We start from the raw sequence: 25,617 nt of genomic DNA, 5'->3' as shown, positions 1-25,617 counted from the left end.
TTGCAAATATGATTTATCTGTTTTCTTATGTGATAGGTGTGACGCTTCACGCACACGATCAGCTGCTCCTTGTCGTCGCGGACGACATGAACCGTTCCACCGCCCTGCTGCAGCGTTATGAACGGACTGCAGGCGTCTGGAAAACCGTCGGCGAGCGGGTGCCCGTCAATGTCGGTCGGAACGGTCTGGGCTGGGGCATCGGCATCCTGGATTTTCCCCATCCGGACAGCGACCCGATCAAGCACGAAGGTGACGGACGGGCACCGGCCGGTGTCTTTGCCCTGGGGCCCGTCTTCGGCTATGCCGCTTCGATATCCACACGGATGCCCTACCTGCAGGCCACCCCGGACCTCGTCTGCGTCGACGACAGCCTCTCTGCAGCCTATAACCGCATCGTGCCTGTCCGGCCCGAGCTCACTTTCGGCAGTTTCGAATGGATGCGAAGGGAAGACTCCCTCTACCGGATGGGGGTCGTCGTCGGGCATAACAGGGATGCCCAGGCCGGGCAAGGCTCGTGTATCTTTTTGCATATTGAAAAAGCCCCCGGCGCGGGAACGGCCGGATGTACGTCCATGGCCCCGGCTTCCCTGGCAGCCATTATCCGCTGGCTGGATCCCGATAAAGCACCGCTCCTCGTGCAGATCCCCCGCCAAAGGCTACCGGAGGCTCAAAAACAGTTCGAAGGCATAGGCGAATAGCCGCGTGTTCCGCAGCTGCAGTCAGTCTCTTTCATTCTCCCGAGCCCGGAATCTTTGAAGCCCCATCTGCCAGGTACTGCAGAACCGTACGGCGTGACACGGTATCGCCGCGCAGCAGCGCACGGGCAAACCCGTCGGACTCGCCGGCGATGAAGCAGTGCTCTTTTGCACGGGTGATCGCCGTATAAAGCAGCTTCCGATCCAGCATGGCGTAATGGCTGAAGGTCAGCGGCATCGCGATGCTGCGGTACTCCATCCCCTGGACTTTGTGCACGGTCAGGGCATAGGCCAGCATCAGGTGCGAAGTCAGCTGCGTATAGTCGTAGCAGGCGACCATCTCCTCAAGAGGGTACACGACATAGACCTGCTCCGCCTCTTCGTCGATCCGGAAGAGCAGCCCCAGCATCCCGTTGAAAATACGGCGTTTCTCCGAAGGCGCCTCTGCTTTGTACTCCTGAAGGCTCCAAGAAGGCAAGTTGTCGTTTTTCGTATGGACCACCTTATCCATGAGTGCGAAGCGGCGCTCGCCGCGCTGGACGGTCTGGCGGGGGGAGGGGTTGAAATAGCCCTGCAGTACCCGGTTGAGGTTCTCGGTACCGAGCGTCCCTCCCTTCATCGGGCTGATCACCTGGAAGGCCGTCAGGTAGGCATACAGCTCTTTTTGTTTCAGATGCTCGCGGCACGCGGGGATCGCATTCACCGCCTGCTCTGCCAACGCCGCCAACAGCGCCTCGGCATGGGTTCCACGGTCGGGAAAGTCGCGTGAAGCGATCGGCAGGAAGCGGAAGTCTTCATACTCCCCGTAGAGTGCGGGGATCTCGCTGTGGCGTACCGCATCGGCGATGGCCGGGATCGCCTGTGTCTCGCTTTGACGGTAGATCTTCGTCAAGGTCACCACCGGCATCAGTTTGAAACGGATGATGTCGCCGAGCACGTCCCCGGCGCCGATCGGCGGCAGCTGTGCATCGTCGCCGACGATGATAAGTGCCGCATCCCGGTGGCATTTGCTGAGCAGCCGGGCAAAGAGCGGTGCATTGATCATGGAGGCTTCGTCGATGAGCACGACCTTGTAGGGCATGCTGTCGCGCTCTTCGAAGCGCACCAGCAGGCTCTGGATCGTCGCACTCTCATAGCCGCTCACCTCCCCGATGCGCTGGGACGCGATGCCGCTGAGCGCACAGGTGATCACCTGTTCACGTCCGTGCCGCAGGGCCAGGAGGTCCAGCAACAGTTTTGCCGTCGTGCTCTTACCCGTCCCGGCATAACCGACCAGACAGAAGAGCCGTTTTCCCCGGTTCAGCGTCTCAAGCGCTTCGCGCTGCTGCTCTCCCGGTACAAATGCCGCCTCCGCCAAAAAAGTATCGAGATCTTCGGTCAAAGGGGTGTCATCGCGTTTCGCTCGCCGACGGAACTCTTCGTAGAGAAAACGCTCTGCCTCATAGAGCCGCACCGGCGAGAGTAGCTCGCCGTTCAGCGGGCGGATCGACTCCTCCGCAACATGCTCCGCCAGTACCGCCTCATAACGCTGCGGTACGGCACCTTCCTGCAATAGGGTATCCAGTTCGGCGAAGAGTTCCTCTTTGCCTACACAGCTGTTGCCGTCGCGTTCGCAACGCTGTGCTATCGCGTATTCCATGGCACAGGCCAGACGCCGCTCATCTCCGGTCTCCACCCCCATCTTCAGGGCCAGTTCATCGGCACGCCGGAAACCGATCCCCTCCACGTTGGTCAGGATATAGGGATTTTTCCGGATCGCCGCGACAGGGTCTCTGACCTCTTTCATCGCACCCGCGATCGTCGTCAGCATGGCGGGGGTAACGTCAAAGGGAGCCAATAGGCTTCCCAGTTCACGCATAGAGCGGAACTGTTTCCAGCGGCCCTGGATCCGCTCCACCCGTTTCTGTTTTATGCCTGCGAATTCTGTCAGTTTTTCGATGTCGTTGTCGAGGATGTCGATCAGGCCCGCTTCTCCGAAACGCTCAATCAGTTCTGCGGTCACCTTTTTCGGGAAGCCTTTGACGACACGGTTGAGGAAAAAGAAAAGTTCATGCTGGTTGACGTTGAGGGTGTGAAATTTGAAGGTACGCCCGTATTTGGGGTGTTCGACATACTCGCCTTCAAGGGTGACGGCCGCGTTTTCGATGCTGGCGACACTGCTCTCAAAGTAGTGGCCGCTGATCTTCTCGCCCGAACCGAGCACGCCGACGAAGAAGCCTTCGTCCTCGTAAAAGATCTTCTCGATCTGGCCGATCAGTTTCATGGAAGAGGAGTTACGCCTTTACCCGTGCAAGCCGCTCCGCTTCCTGGGCTTTGTAAAGTTCCGCGCATCCCTTGGCCAGTTCACGGATCTTGAGAATGTAGTTGGCGCGTTCTGTCTGGGAGATCGCCTTGCGCGCATCAAGGGTGTTGAAGGTGTGGCTGGCCGCCATACAGAGGTCATAGGCCGGCAGGGGAAGTTCCGCATCGAGGGCACGTTTGCACTCGGCGGCCTTCGCCTCAAAGTCGGCGAAGAGCATTGCCGTATCCGCCACTTCGAAGTTGTACTTGGAGAACTCGATTTCCCCCTCTTTGTGAATGTCGCGGTAGAGGGTTTTGCCGAATGCATTCTCGTTCCAGACAATATCGAACACCGTATCGACGCCCTGGAGGTACATGGCCAGGCGCTCCGTACCGTAAGTGATTTCGACAGCAACCGGGTCACAGGCGACACCGCCGACCTGCTGGAAGTAGGTGAACTGCGTGACTTCCATCCCGTTGAGCCAGACTTCCCAGCCCAGCCCCCATGCGCCCAGCGTCGGGGATTCCCAGTTATCCTCAACGAAACGGATATCGTGCTCTTTGAGGTTCAGGCCCAGGTACTCCAGGCTTTTGAGATAGAGCTCCTGGATATTGTCCGGGCTCGGCTTGATCAGGACCTGGAACTGGTAGTAGCTCCCCAAACGGTTGGGGTTCTCGCCGTAGCGACCGTCCGTCGGACGGCGGCTCGGGGCGACATAGGCTACCGACCACGGCGTCGAATCAAGCGAACGGAGGAAGGTCGCGGGGTGAAAAGTCCCCGCGCCGGCCGGGATATCGTAGGGTTGGACGATATTGCAGCCTTGATCCTTCCAAAATTGCTGCAGTTTGAGCAGCAGGTCACTAAATGTCAACATCGCTATCGCCTTGAAAAAAATTACGCAATTATAGCCACTCCTTTCTGAGGCATCGATGGCGACGGCTCAGTAGGTCACGCACTGCTTCCCACTGATGTAATCATCCAGAATCCGGCGGTGGTCGAAAACCAGCGGCGTTTTGACCGCATCTTCGGGTGTAACGACCCGGAGTTTTTTTGCATCGTCGGCCGCGATGGGAAACCCGGTTGCGCGGCAGACAAATACCGCCGAGACGGTATGGAAACGCGAATCGCGGGAGGGATCGGAGTAGATACCCAGCAGACGTTCCACCCGGACATCCAGGCTGATCTCCTCTTTCATTTCCCGGCGCACTGCCTGTTCGACCGTTTCGCCGATATCGACAAATCCGCCCGGCAGCGCCCAGCCGTGAGGCGGATTTTTGCGTTCGATCAGTACGATACCAAAAAAACTGCCTTTGGCATCGAAAAGTTCGACGATACCGTCGACGCTGACATGGGGTGTTTTGATCATGACTGAGGGTTCTCCATCCTATGCATTAAAACTATCTATTCCGCCGTTCCTAAAACGTTATAGCCCGTATTAATGTAACCGGGTTTTACACCAAATAAACCGATGAGAATGTGTTTCCTTCGGAAAAAAAACAGGTAAAGCAACTGTTAGTAAAATTCCCAAAGCTATTTTCATGATCATTCCGGGCCCTCTATGGCGGAAAGATTGGTCAGTCAAAGGTCAGTTGTACTGTATCGCGTGCTGTTTTTGAAGCTTACCGTTTGCAGAGTGTACAGCGGAGTTTCCGCTGCACAAAGGGCGAATTAATAATCGCTGGTAAATTTGAAGATGGCAGAAATGTATCCCTGGACCAAGTCATTAATTACGAGAGCTGCATTGGAATCAGCAACGTCACAATAACGTGCCCCCAGTTCAATACCGAAATCTTCGCTCACGTTAAGATTGACCCCGAGGTCTGCGCCGTAGTAAGGATCGACGTCCGTATCACCAATAGAGTTGATAACACCGGCGTTAAGACCCATAAAAATGTTGAACACATCGCCGAGGGGAACAAGGTACTGCAGTGAAGCGCCGATCTTCCCTGCTTTCTTGTATTGGTCCGTATACCAGAAGCTACTGTCAATGAAAACACGGTAATGACGGCTTTCCGCACCCAGTTTCAGACCGAGCGTCGCCGTTCCTACTTCACTGGTTTCACCGATTGCCGTGTTCTCAGTGTTGTATTTCGTGTTAACATATCCGGCTTCCACCCCGATAAGACCTTTGGCACTCTCTTCTTCGGCATAAGCGCTCATTCCCAGAACCAACAATGCCGGCAGCATGATTTTTTTCAACATAGTACACCTTTAGTACAGTATAACACCTGCTGTGTTTCCCTGATTATACCCACTGCGATTTTAACGCAACTTTAAACCGCCGTAATGTGATCCGCCGCACACCGCCCGCTGGCAAAAGCCCACTGGAAATTATAACCGCCGAGTTCGCCCGTGACGTCGACGACCTCCCCGACAAAATAGAGCCCCCGCACGTCCCTGCTCTCGCATGAATAGGCTTGCAGTGCGCTGCAGGCAACACCCCCTTTGCTCACCTCCGCTTTCGTAAACCCGAAGGTTCCGGCCGGGGCAAACGTATAGGCGTTCAATGTTTTCAGCATTACTTTTTCTTCTGCTGTCACTGCACTGCAGGGCTTGTCAGATACCCCCAGAGCATCAAGGAACTGTGTTACAAAACGTTTCGGCAGCGGAATCGCGGTGGCGATTTTTTTGTTCCCGCCCCGTTTCAACACCCCTTCGACAGAAAGGCCGTCAAGGAAATCGATCGTGATCATCCCCTTCTCCCAGTAAAGCGACGCGGACAGGACGGCCGGACCGCTGATACCGCGGTGGGCAAAAAGCATATCCTCCCTGAGACGTTTTTCGCCGACATGTATCGTCACCGGAAAACTGATCCCCGTCATGGCCTTCATCCAGAACTGCTCTTTTTGCAGCGTCATCCCCGCCAATGCCGGACGGAACGGCACCGTTTCAATCCCAAAACTTTCGGCAATCTTCAGGCCGATATCTGTCGCGCCCACTGAGGCGTAACTGACCCCGCCCGTGGCGACGATCACGTTCCGTGCCTTGAGCGTCCTTTTGTCCGTCGTAACGATAAAGCCTTCATCATCGTGCCGGACCGTCTCGATTTTGTGTCCAAGGAAGAAGCGGACCCCTTCGGCGGATTTGAGCAGGATATCGATGAGTTCCTGGGCACTGCGCGGGCAGAAATAGTAGCGCGCTTTGCGGACAACAGGCTCGCAGCCCCGCGCACGCACCCACTTCAGCAGGGCGCTGTCGTCAAACCGTTTCAGTACGCTCCGCACCAGGGCTTCATCGCCGAGGTAGTTGTGTTCGGAAACGGAGACATTGGTGAGGTTGCACTTTCCGCCTCCGCTGATACGGATCTTGGCACCCGGTTTGGCATTGCCCTCAACGACACAGACGGACAGACCGCCCCGTTCGTTCAGGCGGGCCGCAGCCATCAGACCTGCCGCACCGCCGCCGAGAATGGCTACATCATACTCCACGCGTCCCCTTTCGCTATAATTGCGTAATTATAATAAAGGGTAGAGCGAAAACCGCTGTGCCCTGCAACAGGCAAAGCATGAGTACAAAAAAACTGCATATCGTCTCGTTGGGGTGCACCAAGAACCTCGTGGATACCGAAGTCATGATGGGACGGCTACAATCGTACGAACTGACCCAGGAGAGCGAAGATGCCGACGTCATCATCGTCAACACCTGCGGCTTTATCGACGCAGCCAAGGAGGAGTCCCTTAATACGGTCCTGAGCCTCGATGCTTCCCGCAAGGAGGACTCTGTCCTTGTCATGGCCGGCTGCCTCAGCGAGCGCTACAAGGAAGAACTGAGCAAAGAGCTCAGCGAGGTCGACATCTTCACCGGTGTCGGCGACTATGACAAGATCGACGAACTCCTGGCTGCGAAGCAGAGCCGCTTCAGCGACGAGGTCTACCTGATCGACGGTGCCGAGCGCGTCGTCACCGGCTCTACCTACCACGCCTATGTCAAACTCTCCGAGGGGTGCAACCAGAGCTGTTCATTCTGCGCCATCCCCTCCTTCAAAGGCAAGCTCCACTCCCGGACACTGGAGAGTATCGCCGTCGAGGTCGAGGGGCTTGTAAAGAAGGGGTATTACGACTTCAGTTTCATCTCCCAGGACTCCAGCTCCTTCCTCCGCGACCAGGGCTTCAAAGACGGGCTCATCCAGCTTATCAAACGCGTCGAGCTGATCGAAGGGGTCAGAAGTGCACGTATCCTCTACCTCTATCCGACGACGACATCGATGAAACTGCTGGAGACGATCGCGAAGTCGAAAACCTTCCACAACTACTTCGATATGCCGATCCAGCACATCGACGACGGTATGCTCAAGATCATGAAACGCGGTGCCGGCCGGGAACAGACGCAGATGCTGCTCGACTACATGCGCAAGCTGCCGGAGAGTTTCGTGCGTACCAGTTTCATCGTCGGCCACCCGGGTGAAACGGGTGAAAGCTTCCGGGCGATGTGCGACTATGCCCGTGATTTCGGTTTTGACCGCATCAACGTCTTTGCCTACTCCGACGAAGAGGGCACAAGCGCCTTTGAACGCACTGACAAGGTCGACGCTGATACGATCGCAGAACGCGCCGAGATCCTGGGCGCTATTGCCGAAGAGGCGAAACTCGCTTCCCTGCAGAAGATGGTCGGCAGCGAGATCACCCTCGTCATCGACGGTGAAAGCGACGAGCACGAATACCTCCTCAGCGCCCGCGACCTCCGCTGGGCCCCGGAGATCGACGGGGAGATCTACGTCAACGACAACGCCCTCGACGAAGAGCTCTCTTTCGGCGTACCTTACCGTGCCAAGATCACTGAACTTGTCGGTGAGACACTGACGGCGACCGTTACGGGCCATGCTTGATGCCCAAACCCTTCCGCTCCTAGCGAAGGGGAAAAATCTGCTGGCGTTCTCCGCCGGTATTGATTCCACCGCCCTCTTTTACCTGCTGCTGCACGAAAAGATCCCTTTCGATATCGCCCACGTCAACTACCATACCCGCGAACAGAGCGATGCAGAGGCCGCCCATGCCCGTGCGCTCGCTGCACAGTACGGCAAACAGTGCTACGTTTATGACAGCGGCGAGATCCTCGAAAACTTCGAAGCGGAGGCCCGCCGCATCCGCTACGGCTTCTTCGACACTTTGATGGAGGCACACGGTTATGATGTCCTGCTGACGGCACACCAGCTCGACGACCGGCTGGAGTGGCTGCTGATGCAGCTGTGCAAAGGTGCCGGGCTCCCCGAACTGCTGGGAGTGGCACCTGTCACTGGCCGGGATGGCTACCGGCTGGTCCGTCCCCTGCTGGGTACCAGCAAAAACGAGCTTCGGGCCTGGCTGGATTCGCGCGGATACCGCTACTTTGAAGACGCTTCCAACCGCGACCCGCGCCACACGCGTAACCGTTTCCGTACGCAGCATGCCGCACCGCTGCTTGAACAGTACCGCAGCGGCATCCGAAACTCCCTTGAATTTCTCAACCGCGATGCCGCGGCCCTGCCGCCGCTGCCCGTACCTGTCATTGATTTGGACTTCTTGATGTTGATCGGGCCGCTGGAGCGTTCGGCACTCATGCGTGCCGTTGACCGCTGGCTGAAGCGGCAGGGATATCTGCTAAGACAGGGGGAAAAAGAGCGGATGCTTTCCGAAGACAGCCTGGTGCTGGGACGCCGCTATGCCCTGAGCATCACGCCGCGCTGCACCATCGTGACGCCGATAGCAGACACCAGCATGCCCAAATCATTCCGGGAATCATGCCGGGTACTAGGCATCGGGGCAGCCGTCCGCCCCTATCTTTATGCCCACCCGGATCATTTTACTGCAGTGCGGGAGAAACTGGCTGCTGCAGCAGGTGAAGCGAAAAGATAACCCGGACCTCATTACCCTCTGCCTGCATGGAGAGGGAGGAACCGACTTTCAGGACCCAGGGTGCGGTATCGAGACGGTCGATCAGTGCATAAAATGCCAGCGGCGTTTTCAGCCGTGCGGAGACCTCGAAGCCATCCGCGGAAGCCGTCACCGTCAGCGGTGCCTCTTTCAGAACCGTCGCAATCCACGCCTTCAGCTGCGCGGCATCGATACTATTTTCAAAACGCTCCGAGAGCCGTGCATCTTCCATCGCCAGCTGCTCTTTCGTCTCATAAAGCCGGTCGTATTCCATCTGCAGCCTGTCGCTGCGCTCAACTGCGCTCTGCACGTCATCCTGCAGCTGCAGATAGGCTTTTGCCTCCGGGATCAGCAGCCAGACCGTCACCCCAAGGATCAGAAAAATGACGGCGAAAAGCGAAAGGGTCAGTTCAAAACCCGTATTCTGGCGTCTGAGCATCACTGCAGCCCTCCCGTTACGCTGAATCGCAGGCTGAACGTTCCGGATTTGGACGTCGCAGAAGCGAGGACATAGCGTCCCGAAAGGGCCCGTTCAAGATCCGCCTTCAGGGTGCTGAAACGGCGGCTTGTCCCTTCGAAAAGGATCCCCGCCCCGTCATACGCGAAATGCGTCAATACCGCGTCGTCGGGAATAAGGTCGAGCAGATCGTAAAGCTGATCGGCCAGGAGCTGATCCGAAGCAATGGTCTGCTGCCACAGCTCCTGTTTCTGCGAAAACTGCGTATGCTGTTCGCGCAGTTGCGCCGTCTGAAGCTGGATCGTCTCCTGCGCGTTGCGCTCTTTTTGCACCGAGGTGCGCAGTTCCCCGTTGACCAGGTGCAGTCCCGCCGATGCCGCCAGCAGGAGACCGACGAGGATGCCCCCGCCGACCCATACACGGCGTACGGCGGCTGAAAAGGGGCTTTTAGCTGCCTGATCAATAAAACTATAATCCATAGCCGTTCTCCTTCATAGACGTTTGGGCACAGAGTGCAGCGGCATCAACCGTACGGCTCTGCGCTTCCACCAGCAGGGTCTCTTCCAGTGCCGCGGCAAGCTCCTCGCCCGACCCGGCGGCATCGAGGATATAGACGGCCTCGACAAACTCACCGCGGCAGCACGGCTTGCCGTAATAGGTATCGAGCGTCGTCGCAATTTTCTCCACCATCGGTACGGCGGAACCGTTCCCGTCGCAGCGGTACTGCTCTGCAAACCGCAGATGGCTCTCTTTGACGACTGCCAGACTCATCCCTCCCGGCGTTATCAGCACATAAAGCGCATGCGCCCCCGCCATCGTTGCTTCAAAATAGGCATGCAAGACGGCAAAGGGCGTATAGATGGCATCGGGGGCCAGCTCCGTGTAGCGCTCCTGGATCCCGTAGAGCACCTCTTCATCGCAGTAGTTCATCCACTCTTCGTCGATGCAGAGCGTCCGGCTCCGCTCCACGATCGGCGCCATCTCTTTCGCCTTGGAGAGCGAACAGGTCGGCAGTGCACCGCAGCGGTCGCTGTCGGTCAGCACGGCGATATAGTTATAGGGCGTACGCTCGACCTGCTCCTGCAAAAACGCGAGCGCCTCTTCGTCCAGTCCGGTAAAAAAGACGCGCTGCCGCACCTGGATCTCTCCGCGCCTCGTCTGCGTCACGACACCGACTTGCAAGGTGCTTTCGTGCTCATAGAGGCCGATGAAGACCTTGTCATAAAAACGGGCGAAAAAATCAGCCAGTGCCATCGGTCTCCTTGCATAGCGGATGGGCCGTCCGGTAATGCTTCATTTTCAGGGCGCTGCCCAGCTTCGTATAGATCTGCGTCGTTGCCATCGACGCATGGCCCAGCAGTTCGCTGACGTCGGCAATCCGGGCATCATGATTGAGCAGTTCAGTCGCATACGCATGGCGTAACTGATGCGGGGTCACCTTCAGGCCGACCCGCGCAAATGCCCTGTTGACGAGGTATCTTAAACTATTTTCGCTTAAACGCCTGCCGTTACACTCGCAAAGGAATGTGCGCGGGGAACACGCTTTTTGATGCATTGCAATTACCTCGCCAGCCGCCTGCGTCAGCGGCACGTCTCGGACCTTGTCGCCCTTCCCCCGGATGCGGACCCACTCCCGGCCGATCCGGTCAAGCCGGAGTCCGTAGAGCTCTGAGAGGCGCAGCCCGAGGGTATAGAGCAGCGTTACAACCATCCGCTCGGTCGGCTCGGCCACGGCTAACGCTTCCATAATATGGGTGTGGGAAACGGGCTTGGGGAGGGTCTTGGGGACTTTGATGCTCTCATCCGAACGGAGTTCGACGGAAAGCCCCTGTTTTTTGAGGTAGGCGACGTAACTGCGCCAGGCGCTGAGCTTTTTGGCGATCGTCCTGGGTCTCTGCGAAGCGATCAGCAGACGAAAGGGCATCAGGTCGATGACCGCGACACCGGACTCCACCGTCCACTCCACCTTTGGAAGCGCCTCCCGCAGCGCTTCGTCGTAGCTCTTGACCGTCAGGTCCGAATAGCCCCGGATATCCAGCAGATAGTCAAGGAAGTCAAGGCGGTATCGGCCGAGGTCGGCTTTGGTCATTTTTCTACTCCAGCGCGTGTTCCATCAGCTTTGATTTTACCATCTCTTTGGCCGTATCCATCCCCAGCCCTTTCAGATCGATCGGTTCGGAAGCATAAAACGTCAGCCGGCCGAAGGGTTTGGGAATCACAAAGCGGTCCCAGCTCTTCAGCCGCCAGCAGCGGCTCGGCACACAGCTGAAAACAATCACTTGTGCCCCGGTTTTCTGCGCCATGGCAACGATCCCGTCGGCCACTTCATAGCGCGGTCCGCGGGGGCCGTCGGGCGTGATCCCGATATCCGCCCCCGCTTTGAGCGTCCGCATCGCTGCGATCAGCACCTTGGCGGCATTGCGGTTGGAGGAGCCGTGGATCGTTCCCAGCCGGAAGAAACGCATCACCTGTGCAATGATCCGGCCGTCGAAATGGTCCGAGATAAGGACATTGGCGTTGGGGGTTTCGCGGAAGCGGTAGTAGAGGTAGGGCATCAGCAGCAGATCCCCGTGCCAGAACGCGAAAATGACGGGGTCTTCGGGGACGTGAGCCGGGAGGTTGAAACGTTTTTTCGACGTATGGAAGATCACGCGGATCAGCAGGGCGCCGACCGGGGGGATGAGCCAGAGGCCCAGCTTCTGAAGCAGCGCTTTTTTGAACGACTGTCGCTTCTTTTTCGCTGCCATCTTATGCGCCGACCAGCTCCCCAACCTGGCCCATGCGGTAGGTCTGGGTGATGCGTACATCCGCAAACTGCCCCAGCAGCTCCTCGCTCCCCTTGACTTTGATCAGGATGTTATTGTCGCTGCGTCCCGCCACGTATCCGTCGCTGCGCAGCTCTTCGAAATAGACAGTAAAGGTTCTGCCCAAATAATCTTTGCACTTTTCGTCGAGCATCGCATCATGCATGCTCTGCAGGCGCATCAGGCGCTCCGAGGCAACCTCCGGATCGACGACGTCCGCATACTCCGCCGCTTCGGTCAGCGGGCGCGGGGAGTATTTGAAACTGAACATCTGTTCAAAGCCCGACTTCCGGACGACATCCATCGTCTCCTCGAAATCCGCGTCGCTCTCGCCGGGGAAAGCGACGATGACGTCCGTACTGATACTGACGTCCGGCACCATTGTGCGGAGCTTCTCGATACGGTTGAGGAACCACTCTTTGGTGTACCCGCGCTTCATCGCCTTGAGAATCGACGTCGATCCGCTCTGCAGAGGAACGTGGATGGACTTGCAGATCTTCGGGTTGGCAGCAAACTCGCCGATAAACTCGTCATCCATGTGGAAAGGGTGCGGCGAGGTGAAACGGATCCGCTCGATCCCCTCGACGGCGCTGACGCGGCGCAGCAGCTCCGTGAAGTTGATCTTTTCATGCTCACCGGAGAAACGGCGGCCGTAGTTGTTGACGTTCTGCCCCAGCAGGAAGATCTCTCTGGCGCCGGTGGCCGCCGCCTTCTCCGCCTCCCTGACGATCAGATCGGCCGGAATGGAGATCTCGTCACCGCGCGTTTTGGGCACGATACAGAAGGTGCACTGCTTGTCGCAGCCGATGGAGATGTTGATGAACGCTTTCCACGGCGAACTGCGGAACTCGCTGAAAGCGAACTGGGACTCGTCATAGTCTATTTCCGTCTCGACGGCCTTGTCGCGGTGCAGTACATCGGTGATCTTGGAGACGTTGCGCGCGCCCAGGACGAAGTTGACGTAGGGCGCTTTTTTGATGATCTCCTCACCCAGGTGCGACGCGGTACAGCCGCAGACGCCGATTTTCGCATCGGCCTTTTTCTTTTTGTTGAACGCGCCCAGTTCGGAGAAGAGCTTATGGACCGGCTTTTCGCGGACGGAACAGGTGTTGATCAGGATCAGGTCGGCCTCTTCGGCGCTGTCACAGAGGGCATAATCCTCTTTCTGCGACAGCTCGGCGATCATATGTTCGCTGTCGCGGACGTTCATGGCGCAGCCGAGGGTTTCGATAAAGAGTTTTTTCACAGGAATGCTTTGGGGGCCCGGGCGGGCTTAGAGGATATGCACTTCGTACATATATTCGTTGTCGGCGAGTCCGAAACGTACTTCGCGCATATAGACGCTCTTGCCTTCATTCTCAAAGTGTTCCTGCAGTGCCAGCAGGTCCTTGTGCGAGTTTTCACGGTCGAAATAGAGAATTACTGATCCCTCTTTTTCGACCATGCTCTCGATCTTTTCAACATCAACTTTCTTCGGTTTCTTATCGGTGTGGCTGCGAGCGATTTTAAGCTCCATACTCATCCTTTCTCCCGCCTCATATCAGCGCTTTTAATAGTAACGCGATTATAGCCCGCGTTTAATTAAGCATGCATTAAGTTGCATGCCTAGTAGCAACTTTAGTCTTTTTTGGGTATAATACTACCCTTCTATAAAAAACAATCACCCCCACATTTTTTTATGGAACGACTAGCGAATACACACAGGGATAGTTATGGAAAATATTCTGGACATTATTGAATCGATCGCACACGAAAAAGGGCTCTCCTCCGAAAACGTGAAAGAAGCGGTCAAAGCGGCATTTATCCAGACGGCCAAGCGCCTGGTCAACCCGGAGTTCGCCTACGATGCGGAAATCGACCCGGAGACAAAAAGCATCCGCGTCTACCAGACCATTACCGTTGTCGAAGATGACGACGAACGCCTCGAGGGCGAAGAGGCGGCTGCCTATGTCGGCCTGACACGTGCCAAAGCCGAGGTCGATCCGGACGTCGAAGTCGGTGACGAATTCCAGATCGAGCATGACATTGAATCCCACGGCCGTACGGCGGCCGCAACCCTGTTCCGCGAAATCGAGTTCCATATCCAGCGCATGGTCGAGAACGAACTGTACAACAAGTACAAAGAGAAGATCGGCACCATCGTCTCCGGGCGCGTCACCCGCGTCGACGGCAAGCAAAACACCTATATCGATATGGAAGAGGTCAAGGCCGTGCTGCCGATGAAGAGCCGCATCAAGGGTGAGCACTTCAAGGTCGGCGACGTCGTTAACGCCGTCGTACGCCGCGTCAACATCGACAAGATCAACGGCATCTCCATCGAACTCTCGCGCACCTCTCCGAAATTCCTCGAAGAGCTGCTCCGTCTCGAGGTTCCCGAGATCAACGACAAGCTCGTCATCGTCGAGAAGTGTGCGCGTATCCCGGGCGAGCGTGCCAAGATCGCCCTCCTCTCGACCCATCCGCAGGTGGACCCGGTCGGCGCGACCGTCGGGGTCAAAGGGGTCCGCATCAACGCCGTCAGCGACGAACTGCTGGGCGAAAACATCGACTGTGTCGAGTACACCTCCGTACCGGAACTCTTCATCGCCCGCGCGATGAGCCCGGCGATCATCAGCTCCGTTACGATCGAAGGCGACCCGGAAGATGAAGAGAGCGAAGCAAAAGCGATCGTCACCCTCCCGAGCGACCAGAAATCCAAAGCGATCGGCAAAAGTGGTATCAACATCCGCCTCGCCTCCATGCTCACCGGCTACGCCATCGAGCTCGTCGAGCAGGGTGGTAGCACGACGACCGCCGAAGAGGGCATGCCTGCCGAAGAGAAAAAAGAGGACCTCTCCTCCCTCGAAGCGCTTTTCGGCGAATAAGCGCTTTTCCGGCACACCTCCCACCTCAGAGGTGTGTTTCTACACATCCACCTGTTTTCGAATCACCTACAATACATCTTATCAGCCCCGCTTAGCATAAGGGTTCAGCTTCAACAGAAGCATATCGGCCAGCATATTCCCCAGCAGCGTCAGGAATGCCGTAATCATCAGTATCCCCATAATGACGGGATAATCCCGACTAAGGGCACTCAGGTAAAAAAGCTGTCCCATCCCCTCGATCCCGAAGATCTGTTCCAGGATGACGCTCCCCCCGATAAGCCCCGGCAACGATAGTCCCAGAAGTGTAATGACGGGGGGCATCAGATTGGGCAGGATGTAACGCCGGAAGAGTATCCGTTCCGGCAGGTCCCTTGCCTTTGCGAAAAAGTAGTAGTCGCTTTTGAGGATCTCGAGCGTCAGGGAACGCACATATACCGTCATCGAACCCAGGGCCAGGAAGACCATAACAAAGACGGGGAGGATCAGGTGCCATGCCATATCCAGCCAGTAGGCGGCCCCCTCCTCCGGCCCGCCGATACTGTGCAACCCCGTGATCGGAAGCCACTGCAGTTCAACACTGAAGAGCAGGATCATCAGCAGCGCAAGGTAGAACGAGGGCATCGCAAAAGAGACCAGTGAAAGCTGCCGGATCGCGTGGTCGGTTTTTTGCTCAAAACGCATTGCCGCTTTGATGCCCAGCCAGAGCGACAGGGCGAAAACAAGCAATAAAGAGACAATATTGATCCCCAGGGTGATCGGGAGGCGCTTCATGATCTCGGCGGTCACATCTTGTCCGCTGACAAAGGAGATGCCGAAATCGAGCTGTGTCATGTTGGCAATCCAGTCCGTATACTGCTGCCACAGCGGCTTGTCCAGTCCGTAAACGGCCTTGAGTCGTTCGATCGCTTCGGCGGACATATTGGGGTTGAGCTCACCGCCGCTCAGAAAACTGTTGGGGGCCGCATGAATGGCCATAAAAGAGATGATCGTAATAAGCATCAGCATCAGCAGCAGGTAACCTGCCTTACGCAAGAGTAGGTTCAAAGCGTGTACTTTTTATTGGGTTGAAAAATTATAGCGGGAAAAGAAAAAAGAAAAGAAAGGGTTCCGCCCGGAGGCGGAAGAAGAACTTCTAGAATTAGAAGTTCAGTGTCAGGTAAGCCTGAACAGAGTTGTATGCGTCACCGTTGTTCTGGTCTTTTGCATCAGTGTTGATGTAGGCCAGTGTTGCATCGAGTGCACCCAGAAGCTGTGTGCCGGCAGTGATTGTCAGCTCGTTGACTTCATGTGTTGTCATCGTGTCGTTGGAAACGCTTGTATAGTAAGCGCCCAGGTCGAAACCGCTCAGGGAAGCTTCACCCGTGATGTTGAAGGATGTTGCATCCGGCATAGCAATATAGCCGTAGTTCCACCATGCTTCTGTGTACAGTTTGGACTGTGCAGTTGACCAGTTTGTCGCTGTATTCCAACCGGCACCGACACCTGCTGCATCATCAACAGATGAGTAAGAAGCTTTGATCGTGAAGGCGTCAGTTGCGAAACCGGCCATTACAGCGTAAGCAGTATTGTCTTCCAGTCCAGATACGAAATCACCTGCATCAACATTTGTATACTGTGCACCGAGAAGGATACCTTCCATATTCAGGTCAGCCTGAATCCAGTAAGCCTGTGCCATACGAGTAACATCGTAGTACCACGCCTGAACTGTCAGCGGTTTAACGGAGTTGTTTACGATACCGAATGCGTATGCACCGTCTGTACCGTATGTTGTAAATGCACCGTTAGCGTTGACAATACCTGTGTATGCCAGACCAGTTTGGTAAACATCACTCGTACTTGTACCCGGTCCAAAAAGCGGGCTGTCGCCGAACCACTCTGTACCGTTACCGTTACCGACGTATGCAGCAACAAGTGTTGTATCCGGGAGGTCCTGGTTCAGGAGGACTGCCGCTTCGAACGTATTCTGCTCAACAGACCATGTTTCTGTAAACGCCAGCGGAGTGTCAAGAGCCATACGGCCGACTTTTGCAGTGGTCTTACCAAGTGTAATGGCTGCCCACGCTTCGTTGAACCAGCTGGAGTTCTCAACTTTTGCTCCACCAAGCGGTCCAGCATAGTTGTTACCATTCGTTGTAAGGTTCTTTGTCGTGTGAGAAGAAGCCCATACGTTGGAAACGAAGTTGTTTTCAAGACCGAGGGTAGAGACCATCGTATAAGATGCACCAGCAGAAATACCCGGGAGCAGGTCTGCACTGACGTTCAGGTGCATTGCAGCGTCTGCTGCAGAAGAGTCTTTATCGAACAGTTCACCGTCTTTACCGATAAATCCGTTATAACCAAATGTATCAGCATCCCATGTGCCATACACAATCTGAGCGTCACCGCTGATCTTTACATTGTCAACCGCAAACGCACTAACACCCATCAGCATTGCAGCTGCCAGGCTCATTTTGACTAACTTCATTCATTCTCCTTCAAGTTAAGCTTGACCTATGTTTAAGTTTCGTCGCCGTCCATTCTAACACACAAATCTTAAAAAATTCTGTAATTCAAAAGAAATTTTCACACCCCGCAAACCCCCTGTACAGCGGGCTTGATAGCTTTGTGATAATATTAAAAAAGTCTATTATTCTCCCAAAGCTTCGATTATGTTTAATATAACTATACTATGCAAGAAAACTCAAAGGTAACAGGTATGAAACTTTTTATGCCCATAATAGTGGCAGGTTGTATCCTTCATGTAACAGCGGCTGCTTCTGACATAGACACAAGCTCCCCCTCTCAAAATACGGAGCTCAATGCCATTACCCCTACAGGCAAGATTGACCCTGACAAAAAAGGCTTTCTGCAGCGCAGTTACGAACATTGGGAGGCAACCGAGTGGGAAGAGAATACACAGCCTGAGACGGCTCCTGAACAAGACGCATCTTCCGACGCGGCACCGGTTGAGGAAGCGGAGGTGTCAAAGGTAACCGAAGACACAGCCGTTGAGACCGAACCGAGCGCTGAAACTGCCAAAGCCGATGAGACGACTGATACAGCAGCAGAGCCTGAGACCGACCCCGAGAAAAGTTTCACGCTGCAATACTATTTTGATAAATGGGGACGGTATCTGGACAACAAAGAGAAAAACCGGACCGAACCACTGCATTCGGAAAAGCTTGAAAAGATGCCTGCGATAGGAAAATAGAATGGAAGAGGAGCATGCGCTGTAGAAAACGCTTGCCCTTATAATGTATAGAGCGTGTCAAACGCTCTTTGGAAATGCCTACTTGTTTTCGTCCCAGCTGAGGACCGTTTTGCCCTCGGCGTTCTTCTCGACAGCCGCCATCCCCATAATGTTATAGCCAGCATCGACGTAGTGGATCTCCCCGCTGACGCCGGAAGCCAGATCGCTCAACAGGTACATTGCCGAATTCCCCACTTCTTCGATTGTAACGTTCTTCTTCAGCGGTGCATTGAGTTCGTTCCATCGCAGGATCTGTTTGAAGTCACCAATGCCCGCCGCGGCAAGGGTCTTGATCGGGCCGGCGCTGATAGCGTTGACACGCTGCCCTTTCGTACCGAGATCAACCGCCATATAGCGTACCGTTGACTCCAGGGCCGCCTTGGCGACACCCATAACATTGTAGTTGGCGACATATTTCGGCCCGCCGAGGTAGCTCAGCGTAAGGATCGAAGCGTCGTCCGCCAGTACCGGCTGGAGCTTGTTCGTCAGGTCGATCAGGGAGAAAACGGAGATCTCCATGGCGATGTTGAAAGCGCTCTTCGTGGTTTCCAGGAAGCTGCCCGTCAGTGCCTCTTTCGGGGCGAAAGCGACGGAGTGGACAAGAAAATCGATCTTGCCCATATCCTTTTCAACGAGACCAGCGATCGCATCCATATGATCGGGGTTGGAGACGTCCAGCTCATACACCTTGTCCGAACCGAATGATTCGGCAATCGGTTCCACGCGCTTTTTGAGCGCATCGTTGAGGTAGGTGAACGCCAGTTCCGCCCCCTGATCGTGGCACGCCTTTGCAATACCGTATGCAATGGATTTGTCATTCGCCAATCCGACGATAAGACCCTTTTTACCTTTCATCAACATGTTAAACCTCCTGTTTTTTAATTTGTTTCGCCGTAGCGATCATCCGGCAGAAGTCATCTGCATCGAGCGCGCCGCTTCCGACAAGTGCGCCGTCAACATGATCAAGCGCCAAAATAGCCGCGGCGTTTCCGACCTTGACACTGCCGCCGTAAAGCAGCGGCGCCGTCGTCAGCTTCGCCAGGGCACCGTGGATCAGTTCGATCTCGCTTTCGCTGGGAACGCGACCCGTACCGATCGCCCAGACCGGTTCATAGGCGATCACCAAGTTTTCATACGAAAGGTCGATCCCTTCAAGCTGTTCCGCCAGATAGGTCATCAATGCCTCGTTCCCGGCCTCACGGACTTCCAGCGGTTCCCCGATGCAGTAGACGATACGGTATCCGAGCGCTTTGAAATAGGCGAATTTTTCCGCAACAAGCGCCTGGGACTCCCCGAGAATGTGGCGACGCTCAGAATGGCCAATCAGGATGGTACGGATCCCGAATTCGTCAAGCTGCTCCGTCCCGATCTCGCCGGTGTATGCCCCGTTTTCGGTAGCCCATGCGTTTTGCGCACCGACGGTCACACCGCCTTTGCCGCTGCACAGTGCTGTCGCAGGCGGGAAGACCATCACCTCATCCGCAATGTCTGCTTCGGCGATATACGCAGTCACCTTCTCCAGGTACGCTTCGGTGGCAGCGCGGGTGTGGTTCGTCTTGAAGTTGGCCGCGATGATCAATCGTGTGCCTTGATCACGAGCGGCTTGACGCCCGGAAGGACTTTGCCCTCAAGCAGCTCCAGGGACGCCCCACCCCCTGTGGAGATAAAGGTCATCTCTTCGTCAAGGCCGATACGCTGGACCAGGTCCGCCGTATCCCCCCCGCCGACGACGGTCGTCGCATAGGAGTCGGCGACAAAGTGGGCGATCTTGCTGGAACCGCGGGCAAAACGCTCCATCTCGTAGACTCCCATCGGACCGTTCCAGAGCACCGTCTGGACGTCGTTGAGGACTTCGCGGTAGAGACGCACCGTCGCCGGCCCGATATCGAGGCCCATCCAGCCTTGCGGGATCTCCTGGGCGGAAACGAGTTTGCTGGTGGCATCCGCGGAGAAGGTCTGCGCGGCGACAACGTCAACCGGCAGGTAGAACTTCACCTTGCGGCGGCGTGCTTCGTCCATGATCTTCTGCGCCTCATCGAGCAGGTCGTCTTCGACCAGGGAGTTTCCGACGTCGTAACCGAGCTGCTTGAGGAAGGTGAAGGCCATCCCCCCGCCGATGATGATCTTGTCGACGCGCGGCAGCAGGTTGATCAGTGCTTCGAGCTTGCCCGAGACCTTGCTCCCGCCGACGATCGCCGCGAAGGGGCGGACCGGCTGCTTGATCAGCGTACCGAAGAAACGGATCTCTTTTTGCAGCAGGAAGCCCGCCGCCTTGTGCTTCTCGTCAAAATGCTTGGTGATCGCCTCCACCGAGGCATGGGCGCGGTGGCTGACGCCGAACGCGTCGTTGATGTAGAACTCCGCCATCCCCGCTAGTTTCTCGGCAAGGATATCGTCATTTTTCGTTTCACCCTTTTCAAAGCGGAGGTTTTCCAGCAGAAGGACTTCATGGCGCGGCAGCGCAGCCGCTTTGGCCAGGGCATCCTCACCGACGACATCTTTGGCCAGGGTGACACTGCGCTTGAGCAGCTGCTGCAGACGCAGGCGTACCGGCTCAAGGGAGTATTTCGGATCGACCTCGCCCTTCGGACGTCCCATGTGTGATGCAAGGATCACGGCACAGTCTTTATCCAGGCAGTAATTGATCGTTGCAATCGCCGAGCGGATACGGCGATCATCGGAGATGTTTCCGAACGAATCGAGCGGGACGTTGAAATCACAGCGGATAAATACTTTTTTGTCCTGCAGGTCCAGATCTTTGATATTGAGAAGCTCCATGCAGTGTCATCCTTCACTAGAGTTATTATTGTGCGTGATTTTACCCAAGCTTAGATATAATTTCGTTAAAAAGCGGGGCCATGGCGATAGCGATTTTCGGCGGTTCTTTCGATCCTCCCCATGCCGGACACGCCGCTGTCGTTTCACGGGTACTGGATACCCTGCCGATCGAAACGCTTTATATCGTTCCGGCCTATGTCAATCCGTTCAAGCGCGGCACCCATGCCCCCCCGGAACTTCGTCTGCAGTGGCTTGAGCGTATTTTCGCTTCCAGAGAACGCGTCCGGGTCAGCGCATTCGAAATCGATCAGGGCCGGCCCGTACCGTCGATTGAGACCGTCCGCCATTTCAGAGAAATCGATACGGACATCTACCTCATCATCGGCGCGGACAACCTGGACGCGCTCACGAAATGGCATGCATTCGATGAGCTGGACCGCATGGTCACCTGGGTCGTTGCCAGCCGGAAGGGCAGCGAAGTCCCCGAACACTACCTGCGGCTGGACGTCGATGTCGACATCAGTTCGACCGAGCTCCGCTCATTGGAGAAAACCCATCTCATTCCCGACAGCGTCCGGGAAGAGATAGAAAACTATTACAAGGAAATTCAGTGCAAAAACGACTAGAAAAGATTATTGACGTGCTCGACCGCAACAAGGCAGAAGCGATTGAGCTCTTCGACCTTCGCGAACGGGACTATTTCGTCGAGTACGTCATTATCGCGACCTCTCTGGGGGAACGCCATACCCACGCCCTCCTCGACTACCTGAAAAAGGATCTGAAGCCGGGCGAGCACTTCAACCAGGTGGACGAAAGCGGCGAGTGGATCGTCGTCGACCTCGGCGACGTTCTCATCCATATCATGACGCCGGAATACCGCAGCAAATACGATATGGAGTCTTTTTTGACAGAATTGGCTAAAAAGCAGGAGTTTTAAAAAAACTCTAAGCTTTTACAGCTATAATTTCAGCCTCCTTAACGGATAACTGGTGTGCGCTCGTAGCTCAGCTGGATAGAGCACTGGTTTGCGGTACCAGCGGTCGGGCGTTCGAATCGCTCCGGGCGCACCATTTACTTTCAAGAATACAATCCACACAAACATTCTTACTACTGTTAAACGATTTTCCAAGTATCCAACACATACGTCATGTGTCATACCGATCTTGATTTGGCTAAAGCAAGTTATTTCATAACGTTTCAGAAAATCTACGACGATCAACAGCACCTGCGATCGGGGTGCTTTTTCTTGCATGTCGGCACGTTCCGGACCAAGAAATGTTGATGCCAGATTTCCGGTACCGGGAGTCGGGTATTCGTATCGCTGCGGCGCACCGTTTATTTAATTCCCGCCGACTCAATTTCCTAACCACGTTCAAAATAATCTGACTTTTTATTTGGCATCGTCCCGTATCCCCTTTGCAGCCGTTTGGGGTACAATAGCGCAACCAAAACTCCGGAGAACCGATGTTCGAAAAAGCCAAAGCCTTTATGCTGGACCACCTCAAAGCCTTCGGGGTCGATCCGCTCCCTCCCGTCATCGAAACCCGGGGCAAAGGCGTCTCGCTTCTCCAAAACGAGAAAGAGAGCGTCATCGTCATCGGCAGCAGTACCGATACCGAAACACTGCCCCTCGTCGAATGGATGGTCGCCACAGGCAAGGCCCTGCTGCACCAACAGGGCAGTGACCTTGTCCCGCTCATCCTCGGGGGCGAAAGCAATAACAATGAGAAGCTGCTTCGTGTCGCAGACGATCTCTTCTACATCATCGACCTGGCAGCCATTTACCAATGCTACCTTCAAAATCCCGTTGAGGCCTACTGCATCTACGACGACGCCATCGAGTTGAAAGATGAGGAGAGCCTCCATCCCATAGCCGTCGCGCTGGGGCTCTCCCACCCGAGGGGACTGGAGGCGATGGGCTTCGACAAAAAGGAGCACGCCCCCGTCTTCGAAGAAGCGGAGTTCTTCAAACCCGTCATCACACAGAAGCGCCCTGACCTCTCCCTGCTCATCGCCCTTCAAAACGCATGGCAGAAGCAGAAAGAGAGCCCCATCCGTCTCCGTGTGGAAGGGCAGATGATACAGTTTTTGTCGGTGGTCTGAACAATACGGGGAGCGACGGAAGAACGCCATAGAATCTATGGCGCGCTTTAAAGATTGTAAGTTATAATTTCGCGCTTCACAAACGATGCGTCCGTAGCTCAGCTGGATAGAGCACTGGTTTCCGGTACCAGGAGTCGGGGGTTCGAATCCCTCCGGGCGTGCCATCCATTTATTCAACCATCCAATACTGATTCTCTTACGGCGCTGTCTGTATCTGCCCTGTTGTACCTACTGCCACACATCCAGTATCACTGCACGCAACATCGTATATCCCGCCATTGGTAGTCGCAGGCGTCTGTTCAGTCCACACGATACCATCCGGTGACGTCAGAATCGTTCCATCCGATTCTCCGCCGATTGACCCGACAACAATAAAATGGTCATCCACCCAGGTAACACTCTGCAAAGAAGCCGTCGTACCGGATACCTGCGCTGTCCACACCAGGCCATCGGGGGACGTCTGTATGGCACCGTCCAACCCCACGGCCACGAATTGTGCACCGGACCACGCAATACGGAAAAGCAGGTCAGCAGCCGCTAGAGACCGTGGCGTCCACGTAATGCCGTCTTCAGAAGTCAGTACCGTATTGCTGCCGACTGCCACAAGCCTTGTTCCCGACCACGCCACGTCATTGAGAATGGTGGTGGCCCCGGATGTCCGAATGGTCCAGTCTACGCCGTTGGGCGACGTCAAGATCGTTCCTAGTCCCGTACTGCCACCCACAGCCACAAACTGAGTTCCCGTCCATGCCACACCGTTGAGCAGATTTGTCGTTCCCGAAACCTGCGGCGTCCACGAGACACCGTCAGCCGAGGTGACAATTCTGCCGACGGCATCCTGCGCACCGCCGACAGCAACGTATTTGTCGCCAGACCACACAACATCGTACAGCGCTTCGGAAAATGCCGACAACGTCCCAACCATTGAGTCCCGCACCGTCCAGCTCACGCCGTCCGGTGACGTCTGTACAATGTTGTCAAAACCGACCGCCAAAAATTGCGAGCCGTTCCAGGCGGCTGCATTGAGTCTCTGCCATGCACCTTCCCGCCGAACGGTCCAGTCTGCCGCATCCGGGGAGGTCAAAATCCCTCCGTTGTCCCCCACTGCCGCATACGCTGTTCCGGTCCAGGTGACGCCATGAAGTCTTGCAAACGTCTGCGCTAGTTTCTGGGTCCAAACCACACCGTCCACGGAGGTAAACACACCGTCTCCGACGGCTACAAACTGTGTTCCGGACCATACCAGATCTTCAAAGGAAGAGGAGGTATTCGCATCCCGGGCAGTCCAGGCCGCGCCGTCAGGTGATGTCAAAATCACACCTTCCGGTGTCACTGAGGAGCCGTTGTTTCCACCTGCAACAAACAAAGAAAGGGACTCAGACCACTCAACGGCAAAAAGAGCACAGGGCACAGGTATGACCTGCTGTGTCCACGCCGTGCCGTTCGTCGAAGTCAATATCAGCCCCGGGTAACCGCCGACCGCCACAAATTGCGATCCGGACCATGTGACGGCATTTAACGATATCGGCGCAATCTGCGATGTCCAGCTGACGCCGTCAGCCGATGTCAGTATCATCCCCAGCCCGGCGATACTGCTGCTATAACCTACCGCGACATATGTCGTTCCGGACCATGCGATATCGCGAAGCGATACGGTTGCACCTGTCGGGTACGCAGCCCAATTTTCGCCGTCAGACGACGTCAGAACAGAAGAGCCATAGTCTACGGCAGCAAACTGCGTTCCCGTCCAGACGGCATTGGAGAAATCCACGTCGATACTCTGCGGGTGCGGCGTCCATTCTACGCCATCTATTGATGTGAGTGCAATATTGTCGGTCCCCACCGCCGAAAACACCGCCCCCGACCAGGCGACGCCGCGCAACGTATTGCCAAAAGCCCTGAGGGTCCAATTCATTTCCGACCCAGTGAAGTTGTTGTCCAAGACGTCGGCATCTGTAATGTTTACCGCCCTGCTCGCAGGCGTAAACAGAAAACCGCTCATACTTGGCGTCAACGTATACGTACCGCTCACTAACCCGGAGAAGCTGTAATGACCCAATACATCCGTCGTAGATGTACTGTTTTGATCGCCCTGCAAATATACCGTCGCATTGATGAGGGGATCGCCTAAAGACGTCGAAATGCTCCCGCCAATGTTGTAAGTCACCAGCGAAGATACAAAATCCACACCGCTTTTGTTTGCATCACTGAGCGTCACACTCGCTTGCGACGGCGTAAACGTATACCCGGCCTTGCTCGGTGTCAAACTGTAATTCCCGTTTTCCAAACCCGAGAAGCGATAGCTTCCGGATGCATCCGTCAGCGTAGCCGAAGATGCACTCCCCCCCAGGGCAATCGAAACACCTTCCACTATATCGCCGCTCACTGTACCCGAAATTGAATAGTAAACGGGCGAAGAGCCTCCTCCCCCGCCGCCCCCGCAGGCGCTGAAAAGCACCGTCGCCGCGACCAATACCAATTTTTGAATTTTGCGCCGCATATGTCCCCCCCTTTACGCTAATACCCTATGCATATATTATATATCGCAATTAAACTT

General features: G+C 55.6%; 26 protein-coding genes and 2 tRNA genes. 10 read left to right on the top strand and 18 right to left on the bottom strand.

What is annotated here, in order from left to right:
• Window positions 1–38: 38 nt before the first annotated feature.
• The gene (locus tag WCX18_RS02875) at window positions 39–698 is read left to right on the top strand and encodes a hypothetical protein (protein WP_345989404.1); all 660 of its coding nucleotides are present in this window, start codon (window positions 39–41) and stop codon (window positions 696–698) included.
• A 31-nt stretch (window positions 699–729) separates the two neighbouring features.
• Here WCX18_RS02875 and WCX18_RS02870 read toward each other — a convergent pair whose 3' ends face one another.
• From WCX18_RS02870 to WCX18_RS02850, 5 genes are all read right to left on the bottom strand, one after another.
• The gene (locus WCX18_RS02870; protein WP_345989402.1) at window positions 730–2,958 is read right to left on the bottom strand and encodes an AAA family ATPase; all 2,229 of its coding nucleotides are present in this window, start codon (window positions 2,956–2,958) and stop codon (window positions 730–732) included.
• 10 nt (window positions 2,959–2,968) lie between these two features.
• Entirely contained in the window at window positions 2,969–3,850 is an 882-nt protein-coding gene (gene glyQ, locus WCX18_RS02865) for a glycine--tRNA ligase subunit alpha (protein WP_345986094.1), read from the bottom strand.
• A 66-nt stretch (window positions 3,851–3,916) separates the two neighbouring features.
• Entirely contained in the window at window positions 3,917–4,342 is a 426-nt protein-coding gene (locus tag WCX18_RS02860; protein WP_345989400.1) for an NUDIX hydrolase, read from the bottom strand.
• A 302-nt stretch (window positions 4,343–4,644) separates the two neighbouring features.
• Window positions 4,645–5,178: an outer membrane beta-barrel protein gene (locus tag WCX18_RS02855; protein WP_345989398.1), complete on the bottom strand. Its 534-nt coding sequence runs from the start codon at window positions 5,176–5,178 to the stop codon at window positions 4,645–4,647.
• Between the two features lie 71 nt (window positions 5,179–5,249).
• Window positions 5,250–6,404, bottom strand: a complete 1,155-nt coding sequence (locus WCX18_RS02850; protein ID WP_345989396.1) for an aminoacetone oxidase family FAD-binding enzyme — start codon at window positions 6,402–6,404, stop codon at window positions 5,250–5,252.
• 77 nt (window positions 6,405–6,481) lie between these two features.
• Between WCX18_RS02850 and rimO the strand changes: the two genes are divergently transcribed.
• Together rimO and tilS are read left to right on the top strand one after the other, a co-directional pair.
• Window positions 6,482–7,801, top strand: a complete 1,320-nt coding sequence (rimO, locus tag WCX18_RS02845; protein WP_345989394.1) for a 30S ribosomal protein S12 methylthiotransferase RimO — start codon at window positions 6,482–6,484, stop codon at window positions 7,799–7,801.
• On the top strand, window positions 7,794–8,807 hold the full coding sequence (gene tilS, locus WCX18_RS02840) for a tRNA lysidine(34) synthetase TilS (RefSeq protein ID WP_345989392.1): 1,014 nt from the start codon (window positions 7,794–7,796) through the stop codon (window positions 8,805–8,807). The genes rimO and tilS overlap by 8 nt, the downstream gene beginning before the upstream one ends.
• Here tilS and WCX18_RS02835 read toward each other — a convergent pair.
• From WCX18_RS02835 to WCX18_RS02805, 7 genes are read right to left on the bottom strand one after another with little or no spacing between them, the layout of a single operon-like run.
• Entirely contained in the window at window positions 8,755–9,267 is a 513-nt protein-coding gene (locus WCX18_RS02835; RefSeq protein ID WP_345989390.1) for a hypothetical protein, read from the bottom strand. The genes tilS and WCX18_RS02835 overlap by 53 nt on opposite strands.
• A complete protein-coding gene (locus tag WCX18_RS02830) occupies window positions 9,264–9,761 on the bottom strand; it encodes a hypothetical protein (RefSeq protein ID WP_345989388.1) in 498 nt (165 codons plus the stop codon). The genes WCX18_RS02835 and WCX18_RS02830 overlap by 4 nt, the downstream gene beginning before the upstream one ends.
• Complete coding sequence (locus tag WCX18_RS02825; RefSeq protein WP_345989387.1) at window positions 9,751–10,536, bottom strand: hypothetical protein; 786 nt, start codon at window positions 10,534–10,536, stop codon at window positions 9,751–9,753. Before WCX18_RS02825 ends, WCX18_RS02830 begins: the two co-directional genes overlap by 11 nt.
• The gene (locus WCX18_RS02820) at window positions 10,523–11,371 is read right to left on the bottom strand and encodes a tyrosine-type recombinase/integrase (protein ID WP_345989385.1); all 849 of its coding nucleotides are present in this window, start codon (window positions 11,369–11,371) and stop codon (window positions 10,523–10,525) included. The genes WCX18_RS02825 and WCX18_RS02820 overlap by 14 nt, the downstream gene beginning before the upstream one ends.
• A gap of 4 nt (window positions 11,372–11,375) precedes the next feature.
• Complete coding sequence (locus WCX18_RS02815; protein WP_345989383.1) at window positions 11,376–12,029, bottom strand: lysophospholipid acyltransferase family protein; 654 nt, start codon at window positions 12,027–12,029, stop codon at window positions 11,376–11,378.
• Window position 12,030: 1 nt separating this feature from the next.
• The gene (miaB, locus tag WCX18_RS02810) at window positions 12,031–13,338 is read right to left on the bottom strand and encodes a tRNA (N6-isopentenyl adenosine(37)-C2)-methylthiotransferase MiaB (RefSeq protein ID WP_345990751.1); all 1,308 of its coding nucleotides are present in this window, start codon (window positions 13,336–13,338) and stop codon (window positions 12,031–12,033) included.
• Window positions 13,339–13,359: 21 nt separating this feature from the next.
• Window positions 13,360–13,602 (bottom strand): HP0268 family nuclease, encoded by a 243-nt coding sequence (locus tag WCX18_RS02805; protein ID WP_345986081.1) that lies wholly within the window; start codon window positions 13,600–13,602, stop codon window positions 13,360–13,362.
• A 196-nt stretch (window positions 13,603–13,798) separates the two neighbouring features.
• Between WCX18_RS02805 and nusA the strand changes: the two genes are divergently transcribed.
• Window positions 13,799–14,950 (top strand): transcription termination factor NusA, encoded by a 1,152-nt coding sequence (gene nusA / locus WCX18_RS02800; protein WP_345989381.1) that lies wholly within the window; start codon window positions 13,799–13,801, stop codon window positions 14,948–14,950.
• Between the two features lie 81 nt (window positions 14,951–15,031).
• Here the strand turns inward: nusA and WCX18_RS02795 are convergent, their stop codons facing one another.
• Window positions 15,032–15,994 carry an ABC transporter permease gene (locus tag WCX18_RS02795; protein ID WP_345989379.1) on the bottom strand — a complete coding sequence of 321 codons (963 nt, stop codon included), beginning with the start codon at window positions 15,992–15,994 and terminating at the stop codon, window positions 15,032–15,034.
• A 94-nt stretch (window positions 15,995–16,088) separates the two neighbouring features.
• Window positions 16,089–17,414 carry a hypothetical protein gene (locus WCX18_RS02790; RefSeq protein ID WP_345989377.1) on the bottom strand — a complete coding sequence of 442 codons (1,326 nt, stop codon included), beginning with the start codon at window positions 17,412–17,414 and terminating at the stop codon, window positions 16,089–16,091.
• A gap of 231 nt (window positions 17,415–17,645) precedes the next feature.
• Between WCX18_RS02790 and WCX18_RS02785 the strand changes: the two genes are divergently transcribed.
• Complete coding sequence (locus WCX18_RS02785; RefSeq protein WP_345989375.1) at window positions 17,646–18,140, top strand: hypothetical protein; 495 nt, start codon at window positions 17,646–17,648, stop codon at window positions 18,138–18,140.
• Between the two features lie 78 nt (window positions 18,141–18,218).
• On the opposite strand, the gene fabI is transcribed toward WCX18_RS02785, so the two are convergent.
• The 3 genes from fabI to WCX18_RS02770 are packed head-to-tail and all read right to left on the bottom strand — an operon-like array spanning window position 18,219 to window position 20,957.
• Window positions 18,219–19,040 carry an enoyl-ACP reductase FabI gene (gene fabI, locus WCX18_RS02780; protein ID WP_345989373.1) on the bottom strand — a complete coding sequence of 274 codons (822 nt, stop codon included), beginning with the start codon at window positions 19,038–19,040 and terminating at the stop codon, window positions 18,219–18,221.
• Between the two features lies 1 nt (window position 19,041).
• The gene (locus WCX18_RS02775) at window positions 19,042–19,758 is read right to left on the bottom strand and encodes a triose-phosphate isomerase (RefSeq protein WP_345989371.1); all 717 of its coding nucleotides are present in this window, start codon (window positions 19,756–19,758) and stop codon (window positions 19,042–19,044) included.
• Entirely contained in the window at window positions 19,755–20,957 is a 1,203-nt protein-coding gene (locus WCX18_RS02770; RefSeq protein WP_345989370.1) for a phosphoglycerate kinase, read from the bottom strand. Before WCX18_RS02770 ends, WCX18_RS02775 begins: the two co-directional genes overlap by 4 nt.
• Window positions 20,958–21,037: 80 nt before the next feature.
• Between WCX18_RS02770 and nadD the strand changes: the two genes are divergently transcribed.
• The 5 genes from nadD to WCX18_RS02745 all read left to right on the top strand — a co-directional run bounded on the left by nadD (window position 21,038) and on the right by WCX18_RS02745 (window position 23,224).
• The gene (gene nadD, locus WCX18_RS02765; RefSeq protein ID WP_345989368.1) at window positions 21,038–21,583 is read left to right on the top strand and encodes a nicotinate (nicotinamide) nucleotide adenylyltransferase; all 546 of its coding nucleotides are present in this window, start codon (window positions 21,038–21,040) and stop codon (window positions 21,581–21,583) included.
• Window positions 21,568–21,894 carry a ribosome silencing factor gene (gene rsfS, locus WCX18_RS02760; RefSeq protein WP_345986072.1) on the top strand — a complete coding sequence of 109 codons (327 nt, stop codon included), beginning with the start codon at window positions 21,568–21,570 and terminating at the stop codon, window positions 21,892–21,894. Before nadD ends, rsfS begins: the two co-directional genes overlap by 16 nt.
• Window positions 21,895–21,950: 56 nt before the next feature.
• Window positions 21,951–22,027: transfer RNA gene (locus tag WCX18_RS02755), tRNA-Arg, on the top strand.
• A 394-nt stretch (window positions 22,028–22,421) separates the two neighbouring features.
• Complete coding sequence (locus tag WCX18_RS02750) at window positions 22,422–23,060, top strand: hypothetical protein (RefSeq protein WP_345989366.1); 639 nt, start codon at window positions 22,422–22,424, stop codon at window positions 23,058–23,060.
• Window positions 23,061–23,147: 87 nt separating this feature from the next.
• A tRNA-Arg gene (locus tag WCX18_RS02745) sits at window positions 23,148–23,224 on the top strand.
• Between the two features lie 32 nt (window positions 23,225–23,256).
• Here the strand turns inward: WCX18_RS02745 and WCX18_RS02740 are convergent.
• On the bottom strand, window positions 23,257–25,560 hold the full coding sequence (locus WCX18_RS02740; RefSeq protein ID WP_345989364.1) for a carboxypeptidase regulatory-like domain-containing protein: 2,304 nt from the start codon (window positions 25,558–25,560) through the stop codon (window positions 23,257–23,259).
• Window positions 25,561–25,617 lie beyond the last annotated feature (57 nt).

It is taken from the genome of Sulfurimonas sp. HSL1-2 (assembly GCF_039645565.1).
GTDB lineage: Bacteria > Campylobacterota > Campylobacteria > Campylobacterales > Sulfurimonadaceae > Thiomicrolovo > Thiomicrolovo zhangzhouensis.
Note: the sequence above shows the minus strand (reverse complement) of the source record. Positions and strands in the feature narration are given on the sequence as shown.